Below are 24,749 nucleotides of genomic sequence, written 5' to 3'. Positions count from 1 at the left end.
CAGCCCTGCCGGGGCCCTCGCCGGGTCCACCCGGAACGGGCAGGGCGAGGAGCCGCCGGGAGGCCGGGCGGACAGGCCCGCAGACGGAAAGGAAGACCCCCCGTGAAGACTGTGACCAAGGCGGGCGCGATCGCCGCGGCCGGCACCCTCGCAGGTGCGCTGGCCGTGTCGCTCGCCCCGCAGCCCGCCGCCGCCCACGGCGCGTTCACCTACCCCGCCAGCCGCACCTACGCCTGCTACGTCGACGGACTCGAGGGCGGCGCGGGCGGCAACGTCGAGCCGACCAACCCCGCCTGCGCCGACGCCCTGGCCGAGGGCGGCTCGTACCCGTTCTGGAACTGGTTCGGCAACCTCATCGGCGACGCCGACGGCCGCCACCAGGAGGTCGTGGCCGACGGCGAGCTGTGCGGGCCCACTCCCGCCTTCTCCGCGTTCAACGCGGCGCGCACCGACTGGCCGACCACCGGCCTGCCCTCGGGGCAGACGGTCGAGTTCCACCACAACGCCTGGGCCCAGCACCCGGGTACGTTCTTCACCTACGTCACCGAGGAGGGGTGGGACCCCGGCTCCCCGCTCGCCTGGGACGACCTGGAGCTCATCGACGAGGTGACCGACCCGCCGCTGCGCCAGGGCGGCGTCCAGGGCGCCGAGTACTACTGGGACGTCGACCTGCCCGAGCGGCAGGGCCAGCACATCGTGTACGTGGTGTGGGAGCGCTCGGACAGCCCCGAGGCGTTCTACAACTGCTCGGACGTCGTCTTCGGGTGATCCGCCGCCCCGGCCGTGCCGTTCCCCCCGCGCGGGGGGAACGGCACGGCCGGCCGACGTGCCCGCGTCCGCCGCCGAACGCCTCTAGGGGCGGGGCAGGCCGGTGTAGTTCTCCGCCAGCTGGGTCGAGGCGGCCCGGGAGGAGGCCAGGTACTCCAGGTGCGAGAGCTGGAGGCGGTGGTCGAAGGCGTCGCCCGAGGTGTGCAGCAGCGTGGTCATCCAGTAGGAGAAGTGCTCGGCCCGCCACACCCGGCGCAGCGCCGCGGCCGAGTAGTCCTCCAGCGCCCCCGTCCCGCCGTGCGTGTACCGGGCGCGCAGGCCCTCCGCGAGCAGCGCCACGTCGTGCAGCGCCAGGTTGAGCCCCTTGGCCCCGGTGGGCGGCACGATGTGCGCGGCGTCCCCGGCCAGGTAGAGGCGCCCGTGGCTCATCGGCTCGGTGACCAGGCTGCGCATGGGGGTCAGGCCCTTGGAGGTGAGCGGTCCGCGTCGCAGTTCCCAGCCGGGCACGGCCATGCGCTCGGCCAGCTCCTCCCACACCCGCTCCTCCGGCCAGTCGTCGGGGTCGGTGCCGTTGGGCACCTGGAGGTAGAGGCGGCTCACCTCCTCCGAGCGCATGCTGTGCAGGGCGAAGCCGCGTTCGTGGCGGGCGTAGACCAGCTCCTCGCACGAGGGCGGCACGTCGGCCAGCACGCCCAGCCAGCTGAAGGGGTAGAGGCGCTCGAAGGTGCGGACGACGCCCTCGGGCAGGCTGCGCCTCCCGATCCCGTGGAAGCCGTCGCAGGCCGCCACGTAGTCGCACTCCAGCACCTCCTCCCGGCCCTCCAGGGTGTGGCGCACGCGGGGGCTGTCGGTCTCGATCCCCTCGATCGCGGTGGCCCGGGCCCCGAAGAGGACCTGTCCTCCGTCGGCCAGGCGCCGGGCGGTCAGGTCCTTGACGATCTCGGTCTGCGCCCAGATCTCGACGCTGCGCCCGCACAGGTCGGAGAAGTCCACGCGGTGGGATCGGCCGTCGAAGCGCAGTTCGATGCCGTCGTGGGTGATGCCCTCGCGGTCCATGCGCTCGCCGAGACCGCTGCGGCGGAGGAGGCGGGCGACGCCGTGTTCCACGACGCCCGCGCGCTGGCGGGCCTCGACGTAGGCGCGGTCCCGCGTTTCCAGCACCACCGACTCGATGCCGGCCAGGTGCAGCAGGTGGGAGAGCAGGAGGCCGGCGGGCCCTGCTCCGATGATGCCGACGCGTGTGCGCATCAGGTGTCCCCTCGTCGGTCGGGCTTGGCGCCCGGGTGCCACAGAAGTTCCTTATGCGAACACATATTCACATGACGAACGAGCAGGAGGGGCGGTGGGCCCCGTCCGGCGGCGCGGATCCCGGAGTGTCCCGCCCGGGCGCGGCCGTCCCGCCGTCGGCGTCCATGGCGTCGAAATGCGCCCGCACCATATCTTGACCCGGTGAGCCGCATCACCTATGTTCGCCAAAAGAACAAGTGTTCGCAAAACGTACAGTGGTGGGCGCCGGTGCCCACCCCGACGCGGTTGGAGCGCCGATGCGCCGTGGGCCGGCAGTCCTCACCACCGGGGCCGCACCGCCGGCCGTACCCGCGGGCGGCGGCGCCCGCACGCGCCGGGCCGCGCGCGCGGGCCCCGACAGGCCGCTCCTCGGGGCCCTGGGCATCGCCGCCCTCCTCGCGCTCTGGGAGGCCGCGCCGCGCCTGGGAGCCGTCTCCGCCCGCCACCTGCCGCCCGCCTCCGAGGTTCTGGCCACCCTGGCCGAACGCGCCGCCACGGCCGCCTTCTGGACGGCCGTGGGCGACACGCTCACCGGATGGGCACTGGGCCTGGCCATCGCCTTCGCCGCCGCCGTCCTGCTCGGCCTCACCCTGGGCTCGCTGCCCCGGGTGCGCGCCTTCACCGACTCCACGGTGGACTTCCTGCGCCCCATCCCCTCGGTCGCGCTCATCCCGCTCGCCGTCCTCATGTACGGCACCGACCTGCGCTCCACCCTGCTCCTGGTCGTGTACGCCTCCTTCTGGCTCCTCTACATCCAGGTCCTGTACGGGGTGGCCGACGTCGACCCCGTCGCCGAGCAGACCGCGCGCTCCTACGGGCTCGGCCGCCTGGCCCGCGTCCGCCACGTCGTGTGGCCCACCACCCTGCCCTACCTGATGACGGGCCTGCGCCTGGCCGCGGCGGTCGCGCTCATCCTGTCCGTCACCGCCCAGCTCGTCATCGGCTCCCCGGGCCTGGGCCGCGAGATCGCCGTCGCCCAGTCCAGCGGCGCCGTTGCCTCGGTCTACGCGCTCATCGTCGCCACCGGCGGCCTCGGGGTCCTGGTCAACACCGGGGTGCGCGCCCTGGAACGCCGCGTCCTGCACTGGCACGCGTCCGTCCGCGGGGAGGCAGCGGCATGAACCGTCCCCTCGGGACCGCCCGGTCCGACGACAGCGCCGGGACGCGGGCCCCGGCCGCGCGACCGCGCCGCGGCGCCGCGGGCCGACTGGGCCTGCGCACCCTGCACGTGCTCCTGCTCCCCGTCGTGCTCGTCGGGGTCTACGCCTACGCCGGCGCCGCCTCGGACAGCTACTACACGCCCACCCCCGACCTCATCGCCGCCGCCTTCGTCGAGCTGTGGTTCTCCGAACGCCTCTTCACCGACGTGCTCCCGAGCATCGCCCGCCTGCTCACCGGCTTCACCGTCGCGGCGGTCCTCGGTGTGGGCCTGGGGGTCCTGCTGGGCCTGTCCCCCCGGACCCGGGCCCTCCTGGAGCCGGTCCTGGAGTTCCTGCGCGCCGTCCCGCCGCCGGTCCTGGTGCCGCTGATGATCCTGCTGGCCGGCATCGACGACTCCATGAAGGTCATGGTGATCGTCTCCGGCTGCGTGTGGCCCGTCCTGCTCAACACCGTGGAGGGCGTGCGCGCCGTGGACCCGGTCCTGGCCGACACCGCCCGCTGCTACGGCATCACCGGCGCCACACGGCTGCGCGTCCTGGTCCTGCGCTCGGCGGCTCCGCAGATCATGGCCGGGCTGCGCCTGGCCCTGGCCCTGGCGATCATCCTCATGGTCATCAGCGAGATGTTCGCCAGCTCCAGCGGCCTGGGGTTCGCCATCGTCCAGTTCCAGCGCAGCTTCGCCATCCCCGAGATGTGGGCGGGCATGGTCCTGCTCGGCCTGATCGGTTTCGCCCTGTCGGCGCTGTTCGAGCTCGTCGAGGGCCGCGTCCTGGGCTGGTACCGGGGTTTGCGCGCCGCGAACCGGGGCGGGTGAGCCCGTGGGCGCCGCCGCGGAACCGACCACGACCACGACCGACCACGAGGGAGAACGCCCCACCATGCTCAAGGTCACCGGCCTCCGGAAGGTCTACGACGGGGGAGCCGTCGCCGTCGAGGCCGTCCGCGACCTCACCTTCGAACTCGCCGAGGGCGAACTCGTCTGCCTCGTCGGTCCCTCCGGCTGCGGCAAGACCACCCTGCTCAAGTGCATCGCCGGGCTCATGCCGCCCACCGGCGGCACCGTCGAGCTCGAAGGCCGCCCCGTCACCGCGCCGCCGCCCGACATGGCCGTGGTCTTCCAGGAGTACGGGCGCAGCCTCTTCCCGTGGATGAGTGTGCGCGCCAACGTCGAACTGCCGCTGAAGCAGAAGAGGCTACCCGTGGAGCGGCGCACCGGCCTCGTCCGCGAGGCACTGGAGGCGGTGGGGCTGGCCGGATCCGCCGACGCCTACCCCTGGCAGCTCTCCGGCGGCATGCAGCAGCGCGTGGCCATCGCCCGCGCCGTCGCCTATGAGCCCAAGGTCCTGCTCATGGACGAGCCCTTCGCCGCCGTCGACGCCCAGACCCGTGCCGACCTGGAGGACCTGATCCGCGCGCTCTGGAAGCGCCTCGGGGTCACCGTCCTGTTCGTCACCCACGACATCGACGAGGCCGTCTACCTGGGGGAGCGGGTCCTCGTGCTCTCCTCCTCGCCGACCGTGGTGCAGGACGACGTCACCGTCGACCTGCCTGCCGGGCGGGACCAGCTCACCACCCGCCGGGACGGTCGCTTCACCGAGCTGCGCACCCGCGTCTACGCCGAGATCCAGAGGGCGAAGAGGGGCGACGCGGGGGCGGACGGCCGCCCGCAGGACCGGACCGGGGGCAGGGAGGGCAGCCCGGTCGCCGGCGGGTCCCCGGCGGGCTGACCGCCCACCGTCCACGGGCGCCGGTCCCGTGCACCGGCCCCACCGAACAGCTCCCGCACGCACGCGCGGGAAACCGTCGAAGGAGACACACCGTGACCCTGATCGCCTCCGAGGACTTCACCTCCGCCGTCTTCACCGGGGCGTGGACCCCGGCCAAGGGCGGTGACGCCCCCGTGGTCTCGCCGTCGAGCGGGGAGGTGCTGGGACGCACCGGCATCGCCGACGCCGACGACGTCCGCGACGCCGCCGCGCGGGCCGCCCGGGCCCAGAGGGGGTGGGCCGCCGCGTCCTTCGAGGAGCGGGCCGCCGTCCTGCGCCGCGCCGGAGACCTGCTGGAGGCCAACGCCGGCGAGATCATGGGGTGGCTGCGCCGCGAGGGCGGCGCGGCGGCCGGGATGGCCGGCTTCCAGGTGCACGTGGCGGCGGGGGAGTGCTTCGAGGCCGCCGCCCTGGCCTCCCAGCCGCACGGCGAGATCCTGCGCACCGGGAAGCCGAGGCTGAGCTTCTCCCGCCAGGTGCCGGCCGGGGTGGTCGGTGTGATCGCCCCGTTCAACGTGCCCCTGATCCTGGGCATCCGCTCGGTCGCCCCGGCCCTGGCCGTCGGCAACGCCGTGATCCTCAAGCCCGACCCGCGCACCGCGGTCTGCGGGGGCGCCGTCATGGCCGAGGTCTTCCGCAGGGCGGGTGTACCCGAGGGCGTCTTCCAGGTGCTGCCCGGAGGGGCCGCCGCGGGGGAGGCCCTGGTGGCCGACCCGCACGTGCGGGTCATCTCCTTCACCGGGTCCACCGCCGCCGGGCGCAGGGTCGGAGAGGCGGCCGGGCGCCACCTCAAGCGGGTCCACCTGGAACTGGGCGGGAACTCGCCGCTGGTGGTCCTGGACGACGTGGACGTGGACGCGGCCGCCTCCGTCGGCGCCTGGGGCTCGTTCCTGCACCAGGGGCAGATCTGCATGACCACCGGCCGCCACCTGGTGCACGAGTCCGTCGCCGACGCCTACGTGGACCGGCTCTCGGCCAGGGCGGACGCCCTGACCGTGGGAGACGCCGAGTCGGACGGCTCGGCGCTCGGACCGGTGATCGACGCCGGCCAGCGCGACAAGATCCACGCGCTGGTCACGGGCAGCGTGGACCACGGGGCCGAGCTGCGCGCGGGCGGGACCTACGAGGGGCTGTTCTACCGGCCGACCGTCCTGGACCGGGTCGACGCCGCGACCCCCGCCTACGCGGAGGAGGTGTTCGGGCCGGTCGCCCCGGTCGTGCGCTTCTCCTCGGTGGACGAGCTGGTGGAGCTGGCCAACTCCTCGGAGTACGGCCTGTCCCTGGGTGTGCTCACCAGCAACCCGATGCGCGGCATGGAGATCGCGGACCGGGTGCCCAGCGGGATCGTGCACATCAACGACCAGACCGTGGACGACGAGGCCGTCGCCCCCTTCGGCGGTGTGGGCGACTCCGGGACGGGGTCCCGTTTCGGCGGCACCCGCGCCAACCTGGAGGCGTTCACCGCGACCCAGTGGGTGACGATGCAGGCCGACCCGGCCCGTTACCCGTTCTGACCCCGCGCCCGGCGGCCTCGGGCACGGGTGCGGTGGCCGCTCCCAGGGCCCTCAGCAGGTAGGGGAGCAGCCGCTCCGCCATGTCCACGCCCGGTCGTGACCCCGGGGTGTGGGGGATGAGGAAGGTGTGGCTCACCATGGGCCCGATGACCATCTCCCCCACCACGAGGGCGTCCTCCACCGGGGGGATCTCCCCGCGCCCGGCCGCCCGGTCCAGGACGGCGCCGACCCGCTCCTGCAGGGGCATGACGAACTGGTCCATGAGCACGTCGGCCAGGGCCCGGTTGTGGGCGGCCTCGCCCAGGACGGCGCGCAGGAGGCGGCCGGAGGGCCCGTCCAGGGCGGCGGCCTTGTCGTGCAGGAGGGCGCTCAGGTCCGAGTGCAGGGCGCCGGTGTCGCGGTCGGGGCCCAGTTCCTCGGCCCAGGCGCGGGCGGCGCCGACGACGAGGTCCTCCTTGGAGCGCCAGCGGCGGTAGAGGGTGGCGGTGGAGACCCCGGCCCGTTTGGCGACGGCCGCGGTGGTCAGGCCGCTGTAGCCGTTGGCCTGGAGTTCGGCGAGGGTGGCGTCCATCAGCGCGCGGTCCCGGGCGGCGTCCCGCGGGCGCCCCCGGCGGGGGGTGCGGGAGACGCCGGGCAGATGGTCGGTGGTCATACCGGAATCCTATGCGAGCGCCCTGTTGGAAACGAAACACTTTCGTTTACCATCGGTTCATGACGACAACCGACACCCCCGCCGAACCGCTGACCCTGACCACCGACATCCCGCCGATCGTGGCAGGGCTGCGCTCGGCGTTCGCGTCGGGACGCACCAAGCCGATCGCGTGGCGGCGCGCCCAGCTGCGCGCGCTGCGGCGCCTCCTCACCGAGGAGCGGCCGGCCCTGGAGAAGGCCCTGTACACCGACCTGGGCAAGAGCCCGGTGGAGGCCCACACCACCGAGATCGGCTTCGTGGTCAACGAGATCGACCACACGCTCAAGCACCTGGCGTCGTGGCTGCGCCCGCAGCGGGTGCCGGTGCCGGTGGCCCTGGCCCCGGCCAGGGCGCGCAAGGTCCGCGAGCCGCTCGGCACCGTGCTGATCGTGGCGCCCTGGAACTACCCGGTCAACCTGTCGCTGGCACCCCTGGTGGGCGCGATCGCGGCGGGCAACGCGGCCCTGGTCAAGCCCAGCGAGCTCGCCCCGGCCACCTCGGCAGCCCTGGGGGAGCTGGTGCCCCGGTACCTGGACGGCGAGGCGATCGCGGTGGTGGAGGGCGGCATCCCCGAGAGCACCGCCCTGCTGGAGGAGCGCTTCGAGCACATCTTCTACACGGGCAACGGCGCGGTGGCCCGCATCGTCCTGGCCGCGGCCGTCAAGCACCTGACCCCCGTCACCCTGGAACTGGGCGGGAAGAGCCCGGCCGTGGTCGAGCCCGGCGCGGACCTGGCGGTCACCGCACGGCGCCTGGCCTGGGGCAAGTTCACCAACGCGGGCCAGACCTGTGTGGCCCCCGACTACGTGCTCGCGATCGGGGACACCGCCGAACCCCTCCAGCGGGAGCTGGCGGCCGCCATCACGGAGATGTTCGGCGAGGACCCCTCCCGCAGCGCCGACTACGGGCGCATCGTCAACGAGCGCCACTTCGACCGGCTGTCCGCCCTGCTGGAGAGCGGGACGGTGACGGCCGGGGGCGAGCGCGACCGCAAGCGGCTCTACATCTCCCCCACGGTGCTGGGCGACGTCGACCCCGACTCGCCCGTGATGGGAGAGGAGATCTTCGGGCCGATCCTGCCCGTCGTCCGGGTGCCGGACCTGGACGCCGCGATCGCCTTCGTCAACGAGCGGGACAAGCCGCTGGCGCTGTACGGGTTCACGGCCTCGGACCTGACCAAGCGGCGCCTGACGACCGAGACCTCCTCGGGCGGCCTGGCGTTCGGCCTGCCCATCGCCCACCTGGCCGTCCCCGGCCTGCCCTTCGGAGGCGTGGGGGACAGCGGCATGGGCGCCTACCACTCGACGGCCTCGATCGACACGTTCTCGCACACCAAGTCGGTGCTCGACAAGTCGCTCTTCATGGACACGATGAAGGTCGCCTACGCGCCCATCACGGGCGTCAAGGAGAAGCTGCTCCGCAAGCTCCTGTGACCGGGGCCGGGCCGGCGGGGCCGCGCGGAACTCCCCGGCGGCGGGAGCGCGGCCCGCGGGCCCGCCGCCGGGGACCTGCCACGCGCCCGCGGCCCGGACCGGGGCCCCCGTGGGAGCCCGGACCGGGCCGCGGATGCGATCCCCGGGATCAGTCCCCGCCGCCGCCCTCTCCGTTCCCGTCCCCGCCCTCTCCGTCCCCGTCCCCGCCGTCCTGTCCGGCGGGCTGGGCGTCGGTGTACACCTTGCCCGCGGTGAGCGCGTCCGCGCCGAAGATGTCGGTGACCGTCACGAAGTGGTAGCCCTCCCGGTGCAGCCCCGAGAGCACGTCCGGGATGGCCCGCACCGACGTCTCGTGGATGTCGTGGAAGAGGACGACGCTGCCGGGCACGGAGTGCTCCAGCGCGTGCTCGCTGATCGCGCCGGTGTCGCGGCTCTGCCAGTCCAGGGTGTCCACGTCCCACAGGATGAGCGGCTGGTCGACGGCCTCGCGCACCGTGCCGTTGAGCGACCCGTAGGGCGGGCGGATGGTCGGCGGGTCGGAGCCGATCACCTCCTTCACGGCCTGGTTGGTGCGTTCGATGTCCCGCCGCACCGCCTCGCCCGACATGCCCGCGAGGTCGTCGTGCTTCCAGGTGTGGTTGCCGAGCTCGTGCCCCTCCGCCGCCATGCGCTCCAGGGGCTCGGGGAACTCGCCCACCAGGGACCCCAGCACGTAGAAGGTGGCTCGGGCGTCGTACTCGGCGAGGATGTCCAGGAGTTCGTCGGTGTGCTCGCCGGGCCCGTCGTCGAAGGTCAGGGCCACGCACTTGAGGCGCTCGCAGTCCAGGGCGCCGGCCCGGGCGCTCAGCCCCCCGCCCAGGGGGAAGTCCTCGTCGGCGGTGTTCCGGCCCAGCGCGGCCTCGCGGGCGTGGTAGCCCAGCTCGGACAGCAGCTCCTCGGCGTCCCCGGGCTCCACCGGCAGCAGCACCTCGTCGACACGGCCCGCGCCCGGCACGTCGGCCGCCTCCATGCGGACGGCCAGGCCGCCCGCGGTGCTGAACGCCAGGTCCTCCAGAGGGGAGCCCGACCAGCGCTCGGCGGCCTCCGCGGCCTGCTCCGGGTCGGTCAGGTCCAGGGGCTCGCCGCCCCCGTCCGGCCCCCCGTCCCGGGCGTCCCCGGGGGACGGGGCGCCGCCATCGGCGGCGGCGGTGTCGGCGCCCTCCTCGCCCTCCTCCCCGTTCTGCGCGGCCCGGGCGGCGACCTCGCCGACCAGGCCCGGCATCTCCTGGACCGGGAGGTGGTAGCTGTCCTCCAGGATCCCGGCCACCTCCAGGTGCGCCTGCTCGATGGCGGCCTCGTCGCGAAAGAGCGAGGTCCAGGGCAGGACCCTCTCCCCGGCGACGTCGTACCACAGGCTGCGCGCGTCGAAGGTGTCGTTGGTCCCCGCGGAGGCGGCCGCGGTGAGCCGCACCCCGACGACCTCGGAGGAGGCGGCCAGCAGGGCCACGTCCTGGTGCAGTTCCGGGGTGCCGCCCCCGGGAAGCTCCTCCAGGAAGGCCGTCTGCCGCTCGGCCATGGAGGTGCGGAGTTCGGTCATGAGCGCGGGCGCGCCGCCCAGCAGCGGATACCGGTAACTCACCACACTGTGGTCGGTGGTCACCGACAGGGTCTCCGACTCCAGGCCGGGCATCTCGTCGACCGGGGTGCGGACCGCCTCGGCGTACGGGAGCGCCTGGTCCGCGGCATGGCAGCCCGGGACCAGGAGCAGGCCCAGGGCAGCGCTGACAGAGAGATTTCGTCGCAGTGAGGTGACAGCCACGGGGGGACCATATCGAAGCGCCCGGCCGGGGGAGGACCACCGCGCGTCTCCTGGAGCACTCTGGGTGCCGAATTGGCCAATTCGATGCACTCACCAGGCCGAACGGGACCGTGAACGCCTCCGCGGCCCCGTCGGCCGACCCCTCAGGCCGTCGGGGGAGAGGCCCCCGCGGCCTCGGCCACGGTGCGCACGATCTCGCGCACCTGGGCCAGGACCGCGGCGTTCTCGCCCGGGCCCGCGACCTTGGGCAGGTGGACGTGCCCGGCCGGGACCTCCCACCCGGAGCGGTCCCGGAGCAGGGTGTTGCGGTAGGCGATCTCGTTGGAGAGGTAGTTCCCGCCGCCCCCGCGGCGCGCGGCGGAGCCCTCGCTGGGGCCGTCGGGCCGCTCCCGCTGCTCGTCGGCCCCGGCGGGGACCTCGGTGACCGCGGCGTTGACCACCACCGGGTAGGGGCGTCCCGCGGTGGCCTCCGCGATCCTGGCGCCGGGGAGCGACGAGCGCGTCCACTCCGGCGCGTCGGGGCCGGGCACCGGGGCGCGGCCGGTGCGGACCTCGCGGACGTTGTCCGGCCCCCCTCCGCGCCAGATCCCGTTCCACTCCTCGATGTCGAACCGCCCGGGGCGCCCCCGGCTGAGGGTGACCACGGCGTCGGCGCGCCCGTGCTGGTCGGCCAGGGCCTCCTCCACCAGGCCGGCGTCGAAGTCCGCCCACCGCACGGGGAACACGGCGGTGCGCACCACGGCGGTGCGCCCGCCCACGGGGAAGGTCCATCCGTTGAGGTCCAGGGCCGCGGCCCCCGACGGGTTGGAGCACCCCGGGTCCTCGTCCAGGCGGAAGGGGTCGAAACCGGTCACGACGATCCGGATCCACCGCTCGCCCGGAGGGAAGTCGAGGTCGGTGATCCCGCGCGAGCCGGTCTCCAGCAGGTGCAGCAGGTCGGCGCGCTCGGCCTCGGAGAGTGCGAACCCCGGTCTCCAGGTGCGCAGGCGGGCGGCGAGCACCAGCCGTGCCCAGTACGGGGGGCGGTCGTCGGGGCCGTCGACGTCGGTGCGTGTGGCCTCGGTCCACAGGCGGGAGGCGTGTGCGGAGACCGCCTCGCGGGCCTGGGCGAGGTCGGTGGCGGCGCGCAGGTCGGCGCTGAACAGGGGTTCGGCTGCGCCGAAACCGGAACGGGCCAGGATGCGGCGGGGCTCGGGGAGCCCGGCGCGGTCCTCTTCGGGCGTGGTGTCGTGGTGCACGGGGTCGCTGTCTGTCGGAAGGCGGGGCTGGCGTGTGCGGGGATCCGGGGGGTGGAGCCAGCCGAGTCTAACGTCGCCCGAACCCCGCTGTGGCAGGGGTGTGCGGCGCGTCCCGGAACAGGTCCCGGGGGCTGGACCGGGCGGCTCGGACTTGGCAGGGTGTGTGGTGACCGCAGGCCCTCTCAACGGAGAGAGAAACACATGGACACTTCCGCCCTCCCCGACACCGAGCGACTCGCCGAGCGCGCGAGGGACGCCCTGGGACGGTGCGGCGTCGAGCGGCTGCGCGAGCCGGTCGGGGCCGCCGGGGTGGCGAGGACGCCGATCACCGGACAGATCCTCTTCCCCGTCGAGTTCGACACCGCCGCCTCCGCCGAGCGGGCCGTCACCGCCGCCCACGAGGCCTTCACGTCGCAGTGGCGGGACACCCCGGCGCCCGTGCGGGGCCGGCTCGTGCACCGGCTGGGCGAGCTCCTGCGCGAGCACAAGGCGGACCTGGCCGCGCTGGTGACCGTGGAGGCGGGCAAGATCCACTCCGAGGCCCTGGGCGAGGTCCAGGAGATGATCGACATCTGCGACCTCGCGGTGGGCCTGTCCCGGCAGCTGTACGGCCGCACCATGCCCTCGGAGCGGCCCGGCCACCGCCTGATGGAGACCTGGCACCCCCTGGGCGTGGTCGGTGTGATCACGGCGTTCAACTTCCCGGTGGCCGTGTGGTCGTGGAACACCTGTGTGGCGCTGGTGTGCGGCGACACGGTGGTGTGGAAGCCCTCGGAGCTGACCCCGCTCACCGCGCTCGCCTGCCACGGGCTCCTGATGAGGGCGGCGGAGGACGTGGGCGCGCCCGCCGACGTCCACCGGCTGGTGCTGGGGGACCGCGAGGTCGGTGAGGCCCTGGTGGAGGACGGGCGGGTGGCGCTGCTGTCGGCGACCGGGTCGACGGCGATGGGCCGCGCCGTCGCGCCGCGTGTGGCCGCGCGGATGGGCCGCTACCTGCTGGAGCTGGGCGGCAACAACGCGGCCGTGGTCGCCCCGTCCGCCGACCTGGACCTGGTGGTGCGCGGGAGCGTGTTCGCCGCGGCGGGGACGGCGGGGCAGCGGTGCACGAGCCTGCGGCGGCTCATCGTGCACGAGGACGTGGCCGACGAGGTCGCCCGGCGGGTCGTGGACGCCTACAAGCAGCTGCGCGACCGCATCGGGGACCCCTTCGAGGAGTCGACCCTGGTGGGTCCCCTGATCGGCGAGCGCTCCCACACCGCGATGCGGGCCGCGCTGGAGCGCGCGCAGGCCGACGGGGGCGAGGTGCTGGTGGGCGGCGCCCGCAGGTGGGAGGAGGCCGCCGCGGACGCCTACTACGTGGAGCCCGCGGTGGTGCGCATGCCGGCGCAGACCGAGGTGGTGCGGGAGGAGACCTTCGCGCCCGTCCTGTACGTGCTGGCCTACAGCACGCTGGAGGAGGCGGTCGAGCTGCACAACGGCGTGCCCCAGGGGCTGTCGTCGGCGATCTTCACCCAGGACCAGGCCGAGGCCGAGCGGTTCCTGTCGGCGGCGGGGTCCGACTGCGGGATCGTCAACGTCAACATCGGCACCTCCGGCGCGGAGATCGGCGGCGCCTTCGGCGGTGAGAAGGACACCGGTGGCGGCCGCGAGTCGGGCTCGGACTCCTGGAAGGCGTACATGCGCCGGGCGACGAACACCGTGAACTACGGCGGAGAGCTGCCCCTGGCCCAGGGGGTCCGCTTCCTGTGACACCCCGCTGTCCGCGCCCCGCCGCGGGGCGCGGACAGCGCGCCGCACAAAAAGTTGTGGTCAACCATGTTGTGTGCAACTGAATTCTGCTACGGTGGTGCCACCGGCAAGCCCGCAGGCGCGGGGCCCGCGAGGCAGGAGGGAACACCGTGGCGCATCCCGACGAGGGCGACCCCCTCGCGCTGGACAACCAGCTGTGCTTCTCCCTCTACACCGCCTCCCGGGCCCTGACCGGGCTGTACCGGGAACTGCTGGGGGACCTGGGACTCACCTACCCCCAGTACCTGGTGATGATCGTCCTGTGGGAACGCGGAACGCTCACGGTCAAGGAGCTCAGCCGCGCCCTGCACCTGGACTCGGGCACGCTCTCCCCCCTGCTGCGCAGGCTGGAGGCCTCCGGGCTCCTGACCCGGGAGCGCAGCACCACCGACGAGCGCGTCGTCCGCGTCACCGCCACCCCGCGGGGCCTCGCCCTGAGGGAGCGGGCGACGGACATCCCCGGCCGGCTGGTCTGCGCCACGGACCTGACGGCCGCCCAGGCCCGCGAGCTGCGGGACGCGCTCGGCCGCCTCACCTTCTCGGTGGAGACGGCCGCGAGCAGGCGCGCCCCGTGCGACACGGCCGAAGCGCCCGGAACCTGACCACGCACCGGAAGAAACCCACCACTGTTGGCTCCGCGCGTGCGGAGCCGGGAGAGAGGCAAGCAATGGCATACAAGGCCATGTACACCACCAACGCCACCGTCACCGGCGAGGGCCGCAAGGGCAGCGGGAAGACCGACGACGGGCGCCTCGCGGTCGACCTGTCCGTGCCCAAGGGCGTGGGCGGCGACGACGGCCTCGGCACCAACCCCGAGCAGCTCTTCGCCGTCGGCTACGGCGCCTGCTTCCACGGTGCGCTCAAGAACGTGGCCCGCCAGTCCAAGACCGACGTCGAGGGCTCGTTCATCGAGGCCCGGGTGACGCTCGGCAAGTCCGACGAGGGCCTGGACATCGCCGTGCAGCTCACCGTCACCATCCCCGGCGTGGAGCAGGCCAAGGCCGAGGAGCTCGTCGAGGCCGCCCACCAGATGTGCCCCTACTCCCGCGCCACGCGCGGCAACATCGAGGTCGACCTGGTGGTCAAGACCGCCTGACGCGCCGATCGCAGACGCGGCCGGTACGGGGCGGGGCCCGCCCCCGGCGGTCCCCGTACCCGCCGGCCGGGGTTCGACGCCCGCACGCGCCCCCGGCAGGGGAGGGCGGCGGAGGGCGGGCCCCGGCCGCCGCATCCGGCACGATCCGCGACGAGGGGGAGGGCGCGTGAGCGCCCTCCCCCTCACGCGTGCGCCAGGCCGCCGGGCGCACGCGCAGCCCCCGCGGCGACCCGCCCGTGCGAAGGGGCCGGGAGGGACCCCTCGGTCCCTCCCGGCCCCGTGACGCACCGGTTCCGCCCTCGTCAGGCGGCCGTCTCCAGCAGCAGCAGGCGGTCCAGGATGTCCTGGAGGGTGACCAGGCCGATCACCTCGCCGTCCTCCTCCACCAGCGACAGGTGGCTGCGGCTCTCCCGCATGATGCTCATCGCCGCGTACATCGGCGTGCCCGAGGGCAGCGTGAGCACGGGGCGCATCAGGTCCGCCGCGGTCGTCCCGGCGGGGCTCGTCAGGGCCTCGCGCACGTGCAGGACGCCCACGGGCTCCTCGCGGTCCATGACCACCAGCCTCAGGTGCGTGGAGCTGCGCGACACCTGCTTGATGACCTCGACCCCGTCCTCGGGGGCGACCGAGGCGATCTCCTCGCGCCGGGTGACGATCTCGCTCAGCGGGCGGGAGTTCACCTCCAGGGCGGTGGCCAGCTGGGCGCGCCTCTCGGCGTCCAGGGCGCCCGCCTTGGCGGAGTGCTCCACCAGCTCCCGCACGTCGTCCGGGTTGTGGCCGGAGGACATCTCGTCCACGGCCTCCACACCCAGCCGGTGCAGGCACCAGTTGGCCATGCCGTTCAGCATCAGCAGGGCCGGGCGGGTGAACCACATGAACGCCCGCATCGGGATCGCCAGCATGATCGCCGACTTCTCCGGGTGGGAGATCGCCCAGGACTTGGGCGCCATCTCGCCCACGACCAGGTGCAGGAAGGTCACGATGATCAGCGACACCACGAACGAGACCACGTACCCCACCGTGCTGGGCAGGCCGCCGAACAGCGGCTCCAGCAGGTGGTGGACCGCGGGCTTGGAGATCGCGCCCAGCGCCAGGGCGCACAGCGTGATGCCCAGCTGCGATCCGGCCAGCAGCAGCGACAGGTCGCGGGCGCTCTTGAGCGCCGCCCGCGCCGAGGCGCTGGTCTCCGCGGCCTCCTCCAGCCGGTAGCGGCGGGCCGCCACCAGGGCGAACTCGATGGCCACGAAGAACGCGCTCAACGCGATGATGACCGCGGTCACCGCCATGGCCACCCACACGTTCATGTCACTCATGCGCGCACCTCCTCGGCGCCGTTCTCGGCCGCTTCGCGCAGGCGCAGCTCCACGGTGTGCGGAACGTGCCTCTGCACGGTGTTGACGATCAGGGTCAGCGCCATGTCGGGGTCGCCTTCATGGGCGCTGGGCGGACGGGGCAGGGCGATGTCCACCCGGTCGCCCGTCTCGGGCAGCCGGTGCAGCTCGTGGATGACCAGCCCGCCGACGGTCTCGTAGTCGCCCTCGGGCAGGTCGTGCCCGATCAGCCGCTCGACCTCGTCGATGTGCAGCGCGCCGGGGACCAGGTAGGAGCCCTCGCCGTCCAGGTAGGACGGGGACTCCTCCTCCGGGGTGTGCTCGTCGGCGATCTCGCCGACCAGCTCCTCGGCCAGGTCCTCGGTCGTGATGACCCCGGCCAGGCCGCCGTACTCGTCCACGACGCAGGCGAACTCCTCGCCCGCCTCGCGCAGCTGGTCCAGCAGCACGGGCAGAGGCAGGGACGCGGGAACCATGACGGTCTCCCGGGCCACCTCGCTGACCTTGACGTCGGACAGGTCGCGGTCGCCCTGGGCGAGCACGTCCCGCAGGCAGATGACGCCCACGATGTCGTCCACCCCGTCGCCCAGGACCGGGAAGCGGGAGTGGTCGGAGGCCATCAGCTCGACGACCCGGCTGACCGGGTCGCCCTCCTCCACGGTGGTGACCTCCGGACGCGGGATCATCGCGTGCCCGGCGGTGCGCTCGTGGAAGTCCAGGGTCCGGTCCAGCAGGGTGGACAGCTCGGCGGGCAGGTCCCCGCTCTCGCGGGACTCGGCGATGATGCTCTCCAGGTCGCGGGCGGTCGCCGCGTGCTGGACGTCCTCCACCGGCTCGATCCGCACCGCCTTCAGCAGCAGGATCGCGGCCTGGTCGAAGAGCCAGATGACCGGACCGAAGATCTTGAGGTAGATCCCCGTGGACAGCGCCAGCCAGCGTGCCACGGGCTCGGGCCGGGCGATGGCCAGGTTCTTGGGGAAGAGCTCACCGAAGACCATCTGGATGACGGTGGAGAAGACAAGGGCGAGAACGGTGCCGATCGCGACGCCGGCGCCCGTGGGCACCCCGACGCCGCCGAGGAGTTCACCGATTCCCTGGCCGATCATGGGCTCTGCCACGTAACCCACCAGAAGGGCGGTCACGGTGATGCCCAGCTGGGCGCCGGAGAGCATGAACGACGTGCGGTTGGTGATGTCCAGGGCCCGTTTGGCCCCTGCGTCACCGGCCGCGGCCCTCGCCCGCAGGCGCGAGCGGTCCACGGCCATGTAGCCGAACTCCTGGGCGACGAAGTAGCCCGTCGCCACGGTGATCAGGAAGACCACCAGGAATCCGAAGGCGATACTGAGGACTGTGCTCATCATCGGGCACGCACCGCCTGGTTCCGGTTCGTGGTCGGATCCTGGTTGCTACGAGGGTGCGCACCCTTCGGAGAAGGAGGCTCGTCGAGGTCTGGGTCACAGCATCCGTGAGGGATGCTGCTGGTACTTCGGGACGGGTCCACTGTTCCTCTCTCTGCGCTGACACGCGTTGAGTGTGTGACTGGTGTTGGTACTGCGATGGAATGACGAAAAAGCCGCCGGGAAAGTTCCCGGACGCTCAGCTCCCGACGGGAGCGTCGGCCTCTTCGCCGAAGGAGACCCACTCGCGACGGCGGGCCTCGGCGAGGGCGATCGAGGTGGCGACGGCCACGTTCAGCGATCCCACCCGCCCGATCTGGGGAATGTAGGTGACGGCATCCGCGCCCGCCAGGAGGGCGGGGGAGCAGCCGTGGTCCTCGGCGCCGACGGCCAGGCACACGTCAGGCTCCAGGGGGGCCGCGTGCAGCGGCACCGCGCCCCGGGCCAGTTCGACGGCCACGACCTTGTAGCCGTCGGCCCGCGCCGCGGACAGGGCCTCGGCGGTCGAGGAGAGCCGCGTGTGGCTCACCTTGGCGGCGGTGCCCAGGGCGGTCTTGCCGACCTTGGGGTCGTCGGGGTCCGCGCTGTTGCCCGTGAGCCAGACCTGGTCCACCCCGAAGGTCGCGCAGGTGCGCAGGATCGATCCCAGGTTGAAGGGCTGGGTGACGGATTCGACGATGAGGGCGAGTCGCCCCTCGGTGCGCCGGCGCCATTCACGGTTGAGGCGTTTGACGTCGGTGGGGCGCAACTGCGTGCTCAACTGCGGTGTGTTCCTCAGCGGGTGTACCCGGGCGGTCCCGGTGTGCGGATGTTCGCAACAGGCTACCGGTCAGCGGGCCCGCGCGCACGCATGACCCCTGACACATCCAGGCAAAACGTCTCTCAGTCGGCCGAACGCCGCACGGCCAGGACCCGGAAGCCGGCCCGTGAGGCCACACGTTCGGCGGGCAGGCCCTCGGCGTCCAGCCACTTCTGGAGCGAGTCGGACCCCAGGTGGCGCTGGACCACGAGGTGGGCCACGCCCTCGGGGGAGAGCCGGCCGAGCCAGGTGCGCAGCATCGCGTGCAGCACGCCCTTGCCCACCCGGATCGGCGGATTGGACCACAGCGCGTCGAAGGGGCCGAGCAGGTCCTCGGCCAGGGGCGCGGGAGCCCCTTCCCGGTCCTGCTCCGGCACCGGCTCCCCCTCGGGGGAGACGACCGCGAACCGGACGTTGTCCAGCCCGTGGTCGGAGGCGTTGCGCCGGGCCAGGCCCACGGCGCGGGAGTTGACGTCCACGCCCAGCACGGTCGCGCCCGGGGCGCGTGAGGCCATGGTCAGGGCGACGGGGCCGTAGCCGCACCCCAGGTCGAGCAGGCGCCCGCCCGCCGGCGGGGCCGGGACCGTCTCCAGGAGCACGCGTGTGCCGAGGTCGACCCTGTCGGGGGAGAAGACGCCCCGGTCGGTGTTCAGGCGCAGGTGCAGGTCCGGCAGGACCAGGTCCGCGGTGGAGGGCCGGCTGGCGGCGTCGGGGTCGGAGTCGAAGTAGTGCTGGGCCACGCCGTGACGCTACCAGGGCCCGTGGCGCGCCGCGTACCGGCAAAAACCTCACCTGCCCGGGGGAACGAAATCCCCAACCCCGGAGACCGTGCCCGGGACAGTGCGGAAGATGGAGGTATCCGAGGTTTGTGGGGTATCCCATGCGAGCAGAGGTAGGGGACCGACTGGTGGTGGAGAGCCCGCGCGACGACGCCCACCGCAGGACCGGCGTCGTCACCGGGATCCGGGGGGCGGGCGGGTCGCCCCCGTACCAGGTGCACTGGTCCGACGCCGAAGGCGGGCACGACGCCCTGGTCTACCCGGGGCCGGACGCCCACATCGAACACCCGCCCGGCGGCACGGGCGCGGAGGCAGAGGGGACGGACGCAATGCACACGACCAAGCGCTGGAACGTCGACGTCGTCGTCGAGGAGGAGAACGAGGGCGAGAGCGCGCGCACCTGGGCCGAGGTCGGGCTGGTGGCCGACGACGGTACGGCTCTGCGCGGACACGGCATGTCGCGCAAGCACCCCACCGACCTCGACGTCCCGGAGATCGGTGAGGAACTCGCGGTCTCGCGGGCGCTCTCCGACCTCTCACGCCAACTCCGCCAGGTCGCCGCGGAGGACATCAACGACAACACCGGGACCCCCTGGCGTCCCACCTGACGCCCGGGAGGCACGGCCGCCGCTCGCCCGCCCGGGTCGCCCGGAGGTCCGGAACCGGCCACCTCCGCCATAGGAGGTTTGCACCCGGTGGTCACCGGCATCGGGCACACTCGGAAGTCGGGCACGACTCCCGCCCCCTCGGCGGGGGGACGTCCCAGCCCCGGACGGGCTGGGACTTCGTCGTGTCCGCCAGGGAACGGACGACGAGGGGCGGATTCACCCGAGCAGCACAAGGCCCGACGTCACGTTCCGAGGTACCGCTGTGCTTTTGCCGGAGGAACTCCGGGGAGAAGCGCGTCGCCGTCCGGCGCGAGCCGGGAGTACTCACGCAAGGAGACCCCGTTGACCACCCCTTCCGGGCCCCAGGCCAGACCCGCCAGGGTCCTCGGTACCGTCGACGCCGTCGCCATCGGTGCGGCCTCGATGCTCGGCGCGGGCGTCTTCTCCGTCTTCGCCCCCGCGGCCCTGGGCGCGGGGGCGTGGCTGCCCGTGGCCATCCTGATCGCGGGCGCCGTCGCCTACTGCAACGCCGTCTCCTCGGCCAGGCTCGCCGCCCGCCACCCCGAGTCGGGCGGGGCCTACGTCTACGGGCGCGAGCGCCTGGGGGAGCTGTGGGGCTACCTGGCGGGCTGGTCCTTCGTCGTCGGCAAGGTCGCCTCGTGCGCCGCCATGGCGCTGACCTTCGCCGCCTACGTCCTGCCCGGCTGGGAGAAGCCCCTGGCGGTGGCAGCGGTGGTCGCGGTCACCGCCCTCGACTACCGGGGCCTGAGACGTTCGACCCTGGTGCTCAAGCTCATGCTGGGCGCGGTCCTGGCCGTCCTGGCCGCCGTCGTCGTCACGATGCTGCTCAGCGGCCGGCTGGCGGCCGTGGCCGAGGTCGACGGCCTGGGGCCCTGGCCCGGCTCCTTCGGCGTGCTGGGTGCGGCCGGGATGATCTTCTTCGCGTTCGCCGGGTACGCGAGGGTGGCGACACTGGGCGGGGAGGTGCGCGACCCCGGGACCACCATCCCCCGCGCCATCGCCCTGTCCCTGGGCGGCGTGCTGGCGCTGTACCTGGTCGTGGGCACCGGCCTGCTGATCGTGCTGGGGCGCGAGCGCCTCACGACCAGCGCCGCGCCGATGGCCGACGCCGTCCAGGTGGCCGGGTTCCCGTGGATGGTCCCGGTGGTGGCCGCGGGCGCCGCCGTGGCCAGCCTGGGCGCGCTGCTCACCCTCGTCCTGGGGGTCTCGCGCACGACCGCGGCGATGGCCTCCGACGGGCACCTGCCCCGCGCCCTGGCCGCGGTCCACGAGCGCCACGGCGTGCCGCACCGCGCGGAGATCGCCGTCGCGGCCGCGGTCGTCGTCCTGGTCCTGGTGGCCGACCTGCGCGGCGCGATCGCCTTCTCGGCGTTCGGCGTCCTGGTGTACTACGCCATCACCAACGCGTCGGCGCTGAGGCTGGGCCCCGACGAGACCCGCCCGCCGCTGCTGGTCCCCCTGACCGGGCTGGTGGGGTGCGTGGTCCTGGCGTGCAGCCTGCCGCTGCCGGCGGTCATCACCGGGATGGCGGTCCTGGCCGCCGGAGCGGGCCTGTGGTGGCTGCGCGAGCGGCTCGCGCTGCGCTAGCCGGCCCTGGCGGGCCTCCCCGGCGGCACGCGCCGCCTCAGCGGGGCGGGGCCGACCGGCCGTCGCCCGCGACCACGTGGGCCAGGCCCCTGCGGGCGGTCGTGGACAGGTGCAGCCCGGCCACCTCCCCGGGCTCGAACCAGCCGCAGTCCGAGGTGGAGCCGTTCTCCTCCATCACCCGGGCCGGCCCGGGGTTCGCGACGTACACGCGGAAGAAGGCCCACACGGCGTAGATCTCGTAACCGGTCGGCGGGACCCGGTGGTGGCTGGCGGCGGTGACCAGTTCCCCGACCTCGCCGTCCTGCCCGGTCTCCTCGGCCACCTCGCGCCGCAGCGCGGTGCGCACGTCCTCGCCCGCGTCCACGCCCCCGCCCGGCAGGTGCCAGGTGCCGCCGCCGGGGAACCCCTCGGCGATCCGGCTGAGCAGGATGCGCCCGGCGGGGTCGGTGACGATCCCGTAGGAGGCGAACCGGCGCAGGCGGGGACGGGTGTCCTCGGGGAGCTCCTCCTCGGGCAGCAGCTCGGCGGCCGAGGGCGCCAGCACGCCCTGCGGGGCGTCCGCCGGGGCGGTCCCGGCCTCGGCGAAGACGACCCGCTCCACGTGCAGGGGGGTGCCGTCGGGGGCCTGCACCAGTTCGGTCAGCACGTCCACCGCGACCAGGGGCGTGTGGGGGGAGAGCCCGCCCAGCTCGCGCACCACGTCGGCCGGGTCCTGCCCGAACAGCACGCGCGCGCCGAGGACGGAGGGGCCCCCGGTGAGCAGGTGCGCGGTGACGCGCCGGGCGGGCACCTCCGGGGGGACTGCTGTCACAGGGACCCCGCGGCCGGCGCCAGGCCGGGCGCGCCCAGGCCCACCATGCGCAGCAGCTCGTCGAGGCCGCCGATGGTGGTCACGCCCTCGACGCGCGGCCGGCCGTGCCGGTCGATCAGCACCGGGCGCATCCGCGAGGCGACCGCGCCGACGCCGTCGGACTGGATCTGGTCGCCCACGTGCCAGCAGGCGGCGGGGTCCACGCCCAGGCGCTGGGCGGTCATGTGGAAGATGCGCGGGTCGGGCTTGCCCGCCCCCGCGGTGTCGGCGCACACGACGGCGTGGAAGTAGGGGGTCAGTTCCAGGGCCTGGAGCTTGGCGTGCTGGAGCGACTCGGCCCCGTTCGTGAGCACGGCGAGGCGGTAGCCGGCCGATCCCAGGGCGTTGAGGGCGGCGACGGTGTCGGGGAAGACCCTCCAGGCGGAGCGGTGCGCCTCCAGGTAGAGCCGGTAGAGGTCGTCGCAGTGCTGGTCGGCGATGTCGGCGTGCCCGGCCTGGACGGCCAGGGCGCGGACGCGCTCGCGGCGCTGCTGCTCCAGGCTGAGGTTTCCCCGCAGGTAGGCGGCGAAGGAGATCTCGGTCTGCACGTCCCACAGGGCGCGGGCCGCGCCGAAGTCGGGGTGTCCGAGCCGCTCCATGACCGCGCGCAGCCCCTGGGACGAGGCCCCGGTGTCGTCGATGAGGGTGTCGTCCAGATCGAAGCAGATGGCGGTCGGCGGTGCGGGTAGGTTCGGCATCGTTCCTCAACAGGGTGGCCTGACAAAACATGCCAACGCTAACCCCTGGACATAACATAAATGGTGTAAACCCCACCTAAAGGGTTGTGACCAACGTCACCGAAGTCCTGGTTTACGACCGGTTTCCGCACTCCGCCGACGTCACGGAAGCCGCTGGAACCACAGCAGGGACGTGAGAGCGGTGGCCAGTCCCAGGATGATCGCGACCAGCACGAACCGTGTGACGATCTCCTCGTGGACGAGCTCGGTGCCCAGGGACGAGCCGATGTCCTCGTAGACCTCGTTGAGCTCCGTCTCGCTCTCCGCCTCGTAGAAGTGGCCCTCGGTCTCCTGCGCCAGCCCGCGCAGCGCGTCCTTGTCGATGTCGGCCGGCACCTGGTACCCGTCGATCTCGATCATCGCCGCCCCCGTGCCGAACGCGATCGTGGAGACCGGCACCTCCTGCTCGGCCGCCGTCGCGGAGGCCTGCACGATGTCGCGCCCGCTGGTGTTCTCCCCGTCCGACAGCAGCACGATCGCCGACGGGGGCGGGTCCTCCTCGGAGTCCTCGTCGAAGCTGCTGATCGCCTCCAGGGAGGCGAACACCCCCTCGCCGATGGCCGTGCCCGGCCCCAGCTGCAGGTTCTCGATCGACCCGATCACCGCCTGGTGGTCCTGCGTGGGCGAGGACACCACCGTCGCCGTCGAGGAGAACGCCACCAGCCCCACGTTGAACCGGTCCGGGAGCGTCTCCACGAACCCCTGCGCCGACTCCTTGGCCGCCTGCAACCGGTCGGGCTCGATGTCGGTCGCCGCCATCGACAGCGACACGTCCACGGCCACCATGATGGTCGCCCGCTCGCGCGGCTGCTCCACCGGCATCGCCGGCAGGGCCATCGAGGCGATCAGGACCGCCAGGGAGGACACGAACAGCACCGCCGGGACGTGCCTGCGGATGTCGGGGCGGTGCGGCGCCACCTGGTCCAGCAGCGCCAGGTTCGTGAAGCGCAGCGTGTACTCGCGCCGCTGGTTCTGCGCGAACACGTACGCCCCGACCACCAGGACGATCAGGAGCAGCCACCACAGCCGCTGGGGCTCCAGGAAGGTCATCGCTCAGTCCCCCGTGCGTCGGCACTGTCCCGCGGGTCCGGCCCCGCGCCCTCGTTCGGTTCCATCGTGCTCCGCTCTCACCGGGGAGACCCCGGAGTGTGGCGGGCCAGGTGGTGCGCGGTGCGCCGTTGGTGGATGACGAACCGTGCCGTATCCAGTACCCAGTCCCGGTCGGTTCGTAGCAGGAGGTGGTGCACCCCGCACCGGCGCAGGGCGTCGCGCACCGCCGTCCTCTGGTCGGCCGCGGCCCGCCGGTAGCGCTCGCGCACCGCCTTCGTCAGCCGCACGTCGCGCACCCGGCCCGACCGGGGGTCGCGCATGGTCACGTCCCCGACCTCCGGGAGGTCGAGTTCGCGCGGGTCGACCACCTCCACCACCAGCACCTGGTGCCGCGAGGCCAGCTGGCGCAGGGGCCGCTCCCAGCCGATCTCACCGCCGAACGCGGGGGTGTCCAGGAAGTCCGACACCACCACGCGCAGGCCCCGGCGCCGACGGGTGCGGACCAGGTCCGTGAGCGCGTCGGCCAGGGTCGCCCGGTCGGCGGAGGGGGCGCGCTCGTCGCCCGTCGGGGCCGCGGCCACCGTGGCCAGGAGGGCCAGCAGCGCCTCCTTGCCCGAGCGGGCAGGCCAGCGCCGGATCCTGCCGTGGTGCAGGAAGTGGGCGCCGAACCGGTCTCCGACCTTCTGGGTCAGCAGGTTCGCCGCCACCATCGCGCCGACGGCGACGTCGCGCTTGGAGCGCAGACCGGTGCCGAAGTCCATGCTCGGCGACAGGTCCAGCAGGGTCCAGCTCTCCAGCTCCCGGTCCGCGACCAGGTCGCGGACGTGCGGGGTGTCGGTGCGCGCGGTGACGGCCCAGTCCATGCGCCGCACGTCGTCCTCGCCCGGCTGGTAGAGGCGCGCCTCGGCGGCCTCCGAGCCCGGGCCGAGCCGCAGGCCGAGGTGCTCGCCGTGCAGCAGCCCCTCCAGCCGGTGGACGATGTTCAGGTCGAGGCGGCGCAGTGCCGCGCGGAGTCGGGGATCGGTGCCGATCGCCGGAGTGGTCACGGGG

The 24,749-nt window shown here is 73.5% G+C and carries 23 protein-coding genes; 11 read left to right on the top strand and 12 right to left on the bottom strand.

Annotated elements, in window-relative coordinates:
* Positions 1–102 precede the first annotated feature (102 nt).
* Positions 103–768 carry a lytic polysaccharide monooxygenase auxiliary activity family 9 protein gene (locus OUQ99_RS15830; protein ID WP_267944518.1) on the top strand — a complete coding sequence of 222 codons (666 nt, stop codon included), beginning with the start codon at positions 103–105 and terminating at the stop codon, positions 766–768.
* A gap of 84 nt (positions 769–852) precedes the next feature.
* Here OUQ99_RS15830 and OUQ99_RS15825 read toward each other — a convergent pair whose 3' ends face one another.
* On the bottom strand, positions 853–2,016 hold the full coding sequence (locus OUQ99_RS15825) for a 4-hydroxybenzoate 3-monooxygenase (RefSeq protein WP_267944517.1): 1,164 nt from the start codon (positions 2,014–2,016) through the stop codon (positions 853–855).
* A gap of 296 nt (positions 2,017–2,312) precedes the next feature.
* Here OUQ99_RS15825 and OUQ99_RS15820 point away from each other — a divergent pair, with 296 nt between their 5' ends.
* The 4 genes from OUQ99_RS15820 (at position 2,313) to OUQ99_RS15805 (ending at position 6,496) form a co-directional block, all read left to right on the top strand.
* Positions 2,313–3,176 (top strand): ABC transporter permease, encoded by an 864-nt coding sequence (locus OUQ99_RS15820; protein WP_267944516.1) that lies wholly within the window; start codon positions 2,313–2,315, stop codon positions 3,174–3,176.
* Positions 3,173–4,030, top strand: a complete 858-nt coding sequence (locus OUQ99_RS15815) for an ABC transporter permease (protein ID WP_267944515.1) — start codon at positions 3,173–3,175, stop codon at positions 4,028–4,030. Before OUQ99_RS15820 ends, OUQ99_RS15815 begins: the two co-directional genes overlap by 4 nt.
* 64 nt (positions 4,031–4,094) lie before the next feature.
* Positions 4,095–4,943 (top strand): ABC transporter ATP-binding protein, encoded by an 849-nt coding sequence (locus OUQ99_RS15810; protein WP_267950400.1) that lies wholly within the window; start codon positions 4,095–4,097, stop codon positions 4,941–4,943.
* A gap of 92 nt (positions 4,944–5,035) precedes the next feature.
* The gene (locus tag OUQ99_RS15805) at positions 5,036–6,496 is read left to right on the top strand and encodes an aldehyde dehydrogenase family protein (protein ID WP_267944514.1); all 1,461 of its coding nucleotides are present in this window, start codon (positions 5,036–5,038) and stop codon (positions 6,494–6,496) included.
* Here the strand turns inward: OUQ99_RS15805 and OUQ99_RS15800 are convergent.
* Positions 6,441–7,148, bottom strand: a complete 708-nt coding sequence (locus tag OUQ99_RS15800) for a TetR/AcrR family transcriptional regulator (protein WP_267944513.1) — start codon at positions 7,146–7,148, stop codon at positions 6,441–6,443. The two genes, OUQ99_RS15805 and OUQ99_RS15800, sit on opposite strands and share 56 nt — an antisense overlap.
* Positions 7,149–7,207: 59 nt before the next feature.
* Here OUQ99_RS15800 and OUQ99_RS15795 point away from each other — a divergent pair, with 59 nt between their 5' ends.
* Positions 7,208–8,620, top strand: coding sequence for an aldehyde dehydrogenase family protein (locus OUQ99_RS15795; protein ID WP_267944512.1), 1,413 nt, complete (start codon positions 7,208–7,210; stop codon positions 8,618–8,620).
* A gap of 148 nt (positions 8,621–8,768) precedes the next feature.
* On the opposite strand, the gene OUQ99_RS15790 is transcribed toward OUQ99_RS15795, so the two are convergent.
* Together OUQ99_RS15790 and OUQ99_RS15785 are read right to left on the bottom strand one after the other, a co-directional pair.
* Positions 8,769–10,418 (bottom strand): polysaccharide deacetylase family protein, encoded by a 1,650-nt coding sequence (locus tag OUQ99_RS15790; protein ID WP_267944511.1) that lies wholly within the window; start codon positions 10,416–10,418, stop codon positions 8,769–8,771.
* Positions 10,419–10,561: 143 nt separating this feature from the next.
* Entirely contained in the window at positions 10,562–11,656 is a 1,095-nt protein-coding gene (locus OUQ99_RS15785) for a pyroglutamyl peptidase (protein ID WP_267944510.1), read from the bottom strand.
* Positions 11,657–11,857: 201 nt separating this feature from the next.
* Here OUQ99_RS15785 and amaB point away from each other — a divergent pair, with 201 nt between their 5' ends.
* The 3 genes from amaB (at position 11,858) to OUQ99_RS15770 (ending at position 14,540) form a co-directional block, all read left to right on the top strand.
* A complete protein-coding gene (gene amaB / locus OUQ99_RS15780) occupies positions 11,858–13,405 on the top strand; it encodes an L-piperidine-6-carboxylate dehydrogenase (RefSeq protein ID WP_267944509.1) in 1,548 nt (515 codons plus the stop codon).
* Between the two features lie 149 nt (positions 13,406–13,554).
* On the top strand, positions 13,555–14,046 hold the full coding sequence (locus OUQ99_RS15775) for a MarR family winged helix-turn-helix transcriptional regulator (protein ID WP_267944508.1): 492 nt from the start codon (positions 13,555–13,557) through the stop codon (positions 14,044–14,046).
* A 65-nt stretch (positions 14,047–14,111) separates the two neighbouring features.
* Positions 14,112–14,540, top strand: coding sequence for an organic hydroperoxide resistance protein (locus OUQ99_RS15770; RefSeq protein ID WP_267944507.1), 429 nt, complete (start codon positions 14,112–14,114; stop codon positions 14,538–14,540).
* 302 nt (positions 14,541–14,842) lie between these two features.
* On the opposite strand, the gene OUQ99_RS15765 is transcribed toward OUQ99_RS15770, so the two are convergent.
* The 4 genes from OUQ99_RS15765 to OUQ99_RS15750 all read right to left on the bottom strand — a co-directional run bounded on the left by OUQ99_RS15765 (position 14,843) and on the right by OUQ99_RS15750 (position 18,807).
* On the bottom strand, positions 14,843–15,853 hold the full coding sequence (locus OUQ99_RS15765) for a hemolysin family protein (protein WP_267944506.1): 1,011 nt from the start codon (positions 15,851–15,853) through the stop codon (positions 14,843–14,845).
* The gene (locus OUQ99_RS15760; RefSeq protein ID WP_267944505.1) at positions 15,850–17,232 is read right to left on the bottom strand and encodes a hemolysin family protein; all 1,383 of its coding nucleotides are present in this window, start codon (positions 17,230–17,232) and stop codon (positions 15,850–15,852) included. The genes OUQ99_RS15765 and OUQ99_RS15760 overlap by 4 nt, the downstream gene beginning before the upstream one ends.
* Positions 17,233–17,467: 235 nt before the next feature.
* Positions 17,468–18,028 carry a TrmH family RNA methyltransferase gene (locus OUQ99_RS15755; protein WP_267944504.1) on the bottom strand — a complete coding sequence of 187 codons (561 nt, stop codon included), beginning with the start codon at positions 18,026–18,028 and terminating at the stop codon, positions 17,468–17,470.
* A gap of 122 nt (positions 18,029–18,150) precedes the next feature.
* On the bottom strand, positions 18,151–18,807 hold the full coding sequence (locus tag OUQ99_RS15750; protein WP_267944503.1) for a class I SAM-dependent methyltransferase: 657 nt from the start codon (positions 18,805–18,807) through the stop codon (positions 18,151–18,153).
* A 140-nt stretch (positions 18,808–18,947) separates the two neighbouring features.
* On the opposite strand from OUQ99_RS15750, the gene OUQ99_RS15745 reads away from it, so the two are divergent.
* Positions 18,948–19,454: a dsRBD fold-containing protein gene (locus OUQ99_RS15745; RefSeq protein WP_267944502.1), complete on the top strand. Its 507-nt coding sequence runs from the start codon at positions 18,948–18,950 to the stop codon at positions 19,452–19,454.
* 342 nt (positions 19,455–19,796) lie between these two features.
* A complete protein-coding gene (locus OUQ99_RS15740; RefSeq protein ID WP_267944501.1) occupies positions 19,797–21,062 on the top strand; it encodes an APC family permease in 1,266 nt (421 codons plus the stop codon).
* Between the two features lie 37 nt (positions 21,063–21,099).
* On the opposite strand, the gene OUQ99_RS15735 is transcribed toward OUQ99_RS15740, so the two are convergent.
* The 4 genes from OUQ99_RS15735 to OUQ99_RS15720 all read right to left on the bottom strand — a co-directional run bounded on the left by OUQ99_RS15735 (position 21,100) and on the right by OUQ99_RS15720 (position 24,745).
* Complete coding sequence (locus OUQ99_RS15735) at positions 21,100–21,873, bottom strand: NUDIX hydrolase (protein WP_267944500.1); 774 nt, start codon at positions 21,871–21,873, stop codon at positions 21,100–21,102.
* Complete coding sequence (locus OUQ99_RS15730) at positions 21,870–22,610, bottom strand: HAD family hydrolase (protein ID WP_267944499.1); 741 nt, start codon at positions 22,608–22,610, stop codon at positions 21,870–21,872. The genes OUQ99_RS15735 and OUQ99_RS15730 overlap by 4 nt, the downstream gene beginning before the upstream one ends.
* 141 nt (positions 22,611–22,751) lie before the next feature.
* Positions 22,752–23,699 carry a VWA domain-containing protein gene (locus tag OUQ99_RS15725; protein ID WP_267944498.1) on the bottom strand — a complete coding sequence of 316 codons (948 nt, stop codon included), beginning with the start codon at positions 23,697–23,699 and terminating at the stop codon, positions 22,752–22,754.
* 77 nt (positions 23,700–23,776) lie between these two features.
* Positions 23,777–24,745 carry a DUF58 domain-containing protein gene (locus tag OUQ99_RS15720; protein WP_267944497.1) on the bottom strand — a complete coding sequence of 323 codons (969 nt, stop codon included), beginning with the start codon at positions 24,743–24,745 and terminating at the stop codon, positions 23,777–23,779.
* Positions 24,746–24,749: the final 4 nt, after the last annotated feature.

The organism is Streptomonospora nanhaiensis (assembly GCF_026642255.1).
In the GTDB taxonomy this organism is placed as follows: domain Bacteria; phylum Actinomycetota; class Actinomycetes; order Streptosporangiales; family Streptosporangiaceae; genus Nocardiopsis; species Nocardiopsis tropica.
The sequence above is the reverse complement of the archived record's forward strand: the minus strand, read 5'-3'. Positions and strand labels throughout refer to the sequence as shown.

What these genes read in the sequence shown, in the direction of transcription:
- OUQ99_RS15795 (WP_267944512.1), top strand. Translation starts at nt 7,208, where the DNA reads ATGACGACAACCGACACCCCCGCCGAACCGCTGACCCTGACCACCGAC.
- OUQ99_RS15800 (WP_267944513.1), bottom strand. Translation starts at nt 7,148, where the DNA reads ATGACCACCGACCATCTGCCCGGCGTCTCCCGCACCCCCCGCCGGGGG.
- OUQ99_RS15730 (WP_267944499.1), bottom strand. Translation starts at nt 22,610, where the DNA reads ATGCCGAACCTACCCGCACCGCCGACCGCCATCTGCTTCGATCTGGAC.
- OUQ99_RS15725 (WP_267944498.1), bottom strand. Translation starts at nt 23,699, where the DNA reads ATGACCTTCCTGGAGCCCCAGCGGCTGTGGTGGCTGCTCCTGATCGTC.
- OUQ99_RS15815 (WP_267944515.1), top strand. Translation starts at nt 3,173, where the DNA reads ATGAACCGTCCCCTCGGGACCGCCCGGTCCGACGACAGCGCCGGGACG.
- OUQ99_RS15765 (WP_267944506.1), bottom strand. Translation starts at nt 15,853, where the DNA reads ATGAGTGACATGAACGTGTGGGTGGCCATGGCGGTGACCGCGGTCATC.
- amaB (WP_267944509.1), top strand. Translation starts at nt 11,858, where the DNA reads ATGGACACTTCCGCCCTCCCCGACACCGAGCGACTCGCCGAGCGCGCG.
- OUQ99_RS15745 (WP_267944502.1), top strand. Translation starts at nt 18,948, where the DNA reads ATGCGAGCAGAGGTAGGGGACCGACTGGTGGTGGAGAGCCCGCGCGAC.
- OUQ99_RS15825 (WP_267944517.1), bottom strand. Translation starts at nt 2,016, where the DNA reads ATGCGCACACGCGTCGGCATCATCGGAGCAGGGCCCGCCGGCCTCCTG.
- OUQ99_RS15770 (WP_267944507.1), top strand. Translation starts at nt 14,112, where the DNA reads ATGGCATACAAGGCCATGTACACCACCAACGCCACCGTCACCGGCGAG.
- OUQ99_RS15810 (WP_267950400.1), top strand. Translation starts at nt 4,095, where the DNA reads ATGCTCAAGGTCACCGGCCTCCGGAAGGTCTACGACGGGGGAGCCGTC.
- OUQ99_RS15820 (WP_267944516.1), top strand. Translation starts at nt 2,313, where the DNA reads ATGCGCCGTGGGCCGGCAGTCCTCACCACCGGGGCCGCACCGCCGGCC.
- OUQ99_RS15760 (WP_267944505.1), bottom strand. Translation starts at nt 17,232, where the DNA reads ATGATGAGCACAGTCCTCAGTATCGCCTTCGGATTCCTGGTGGTCTTC.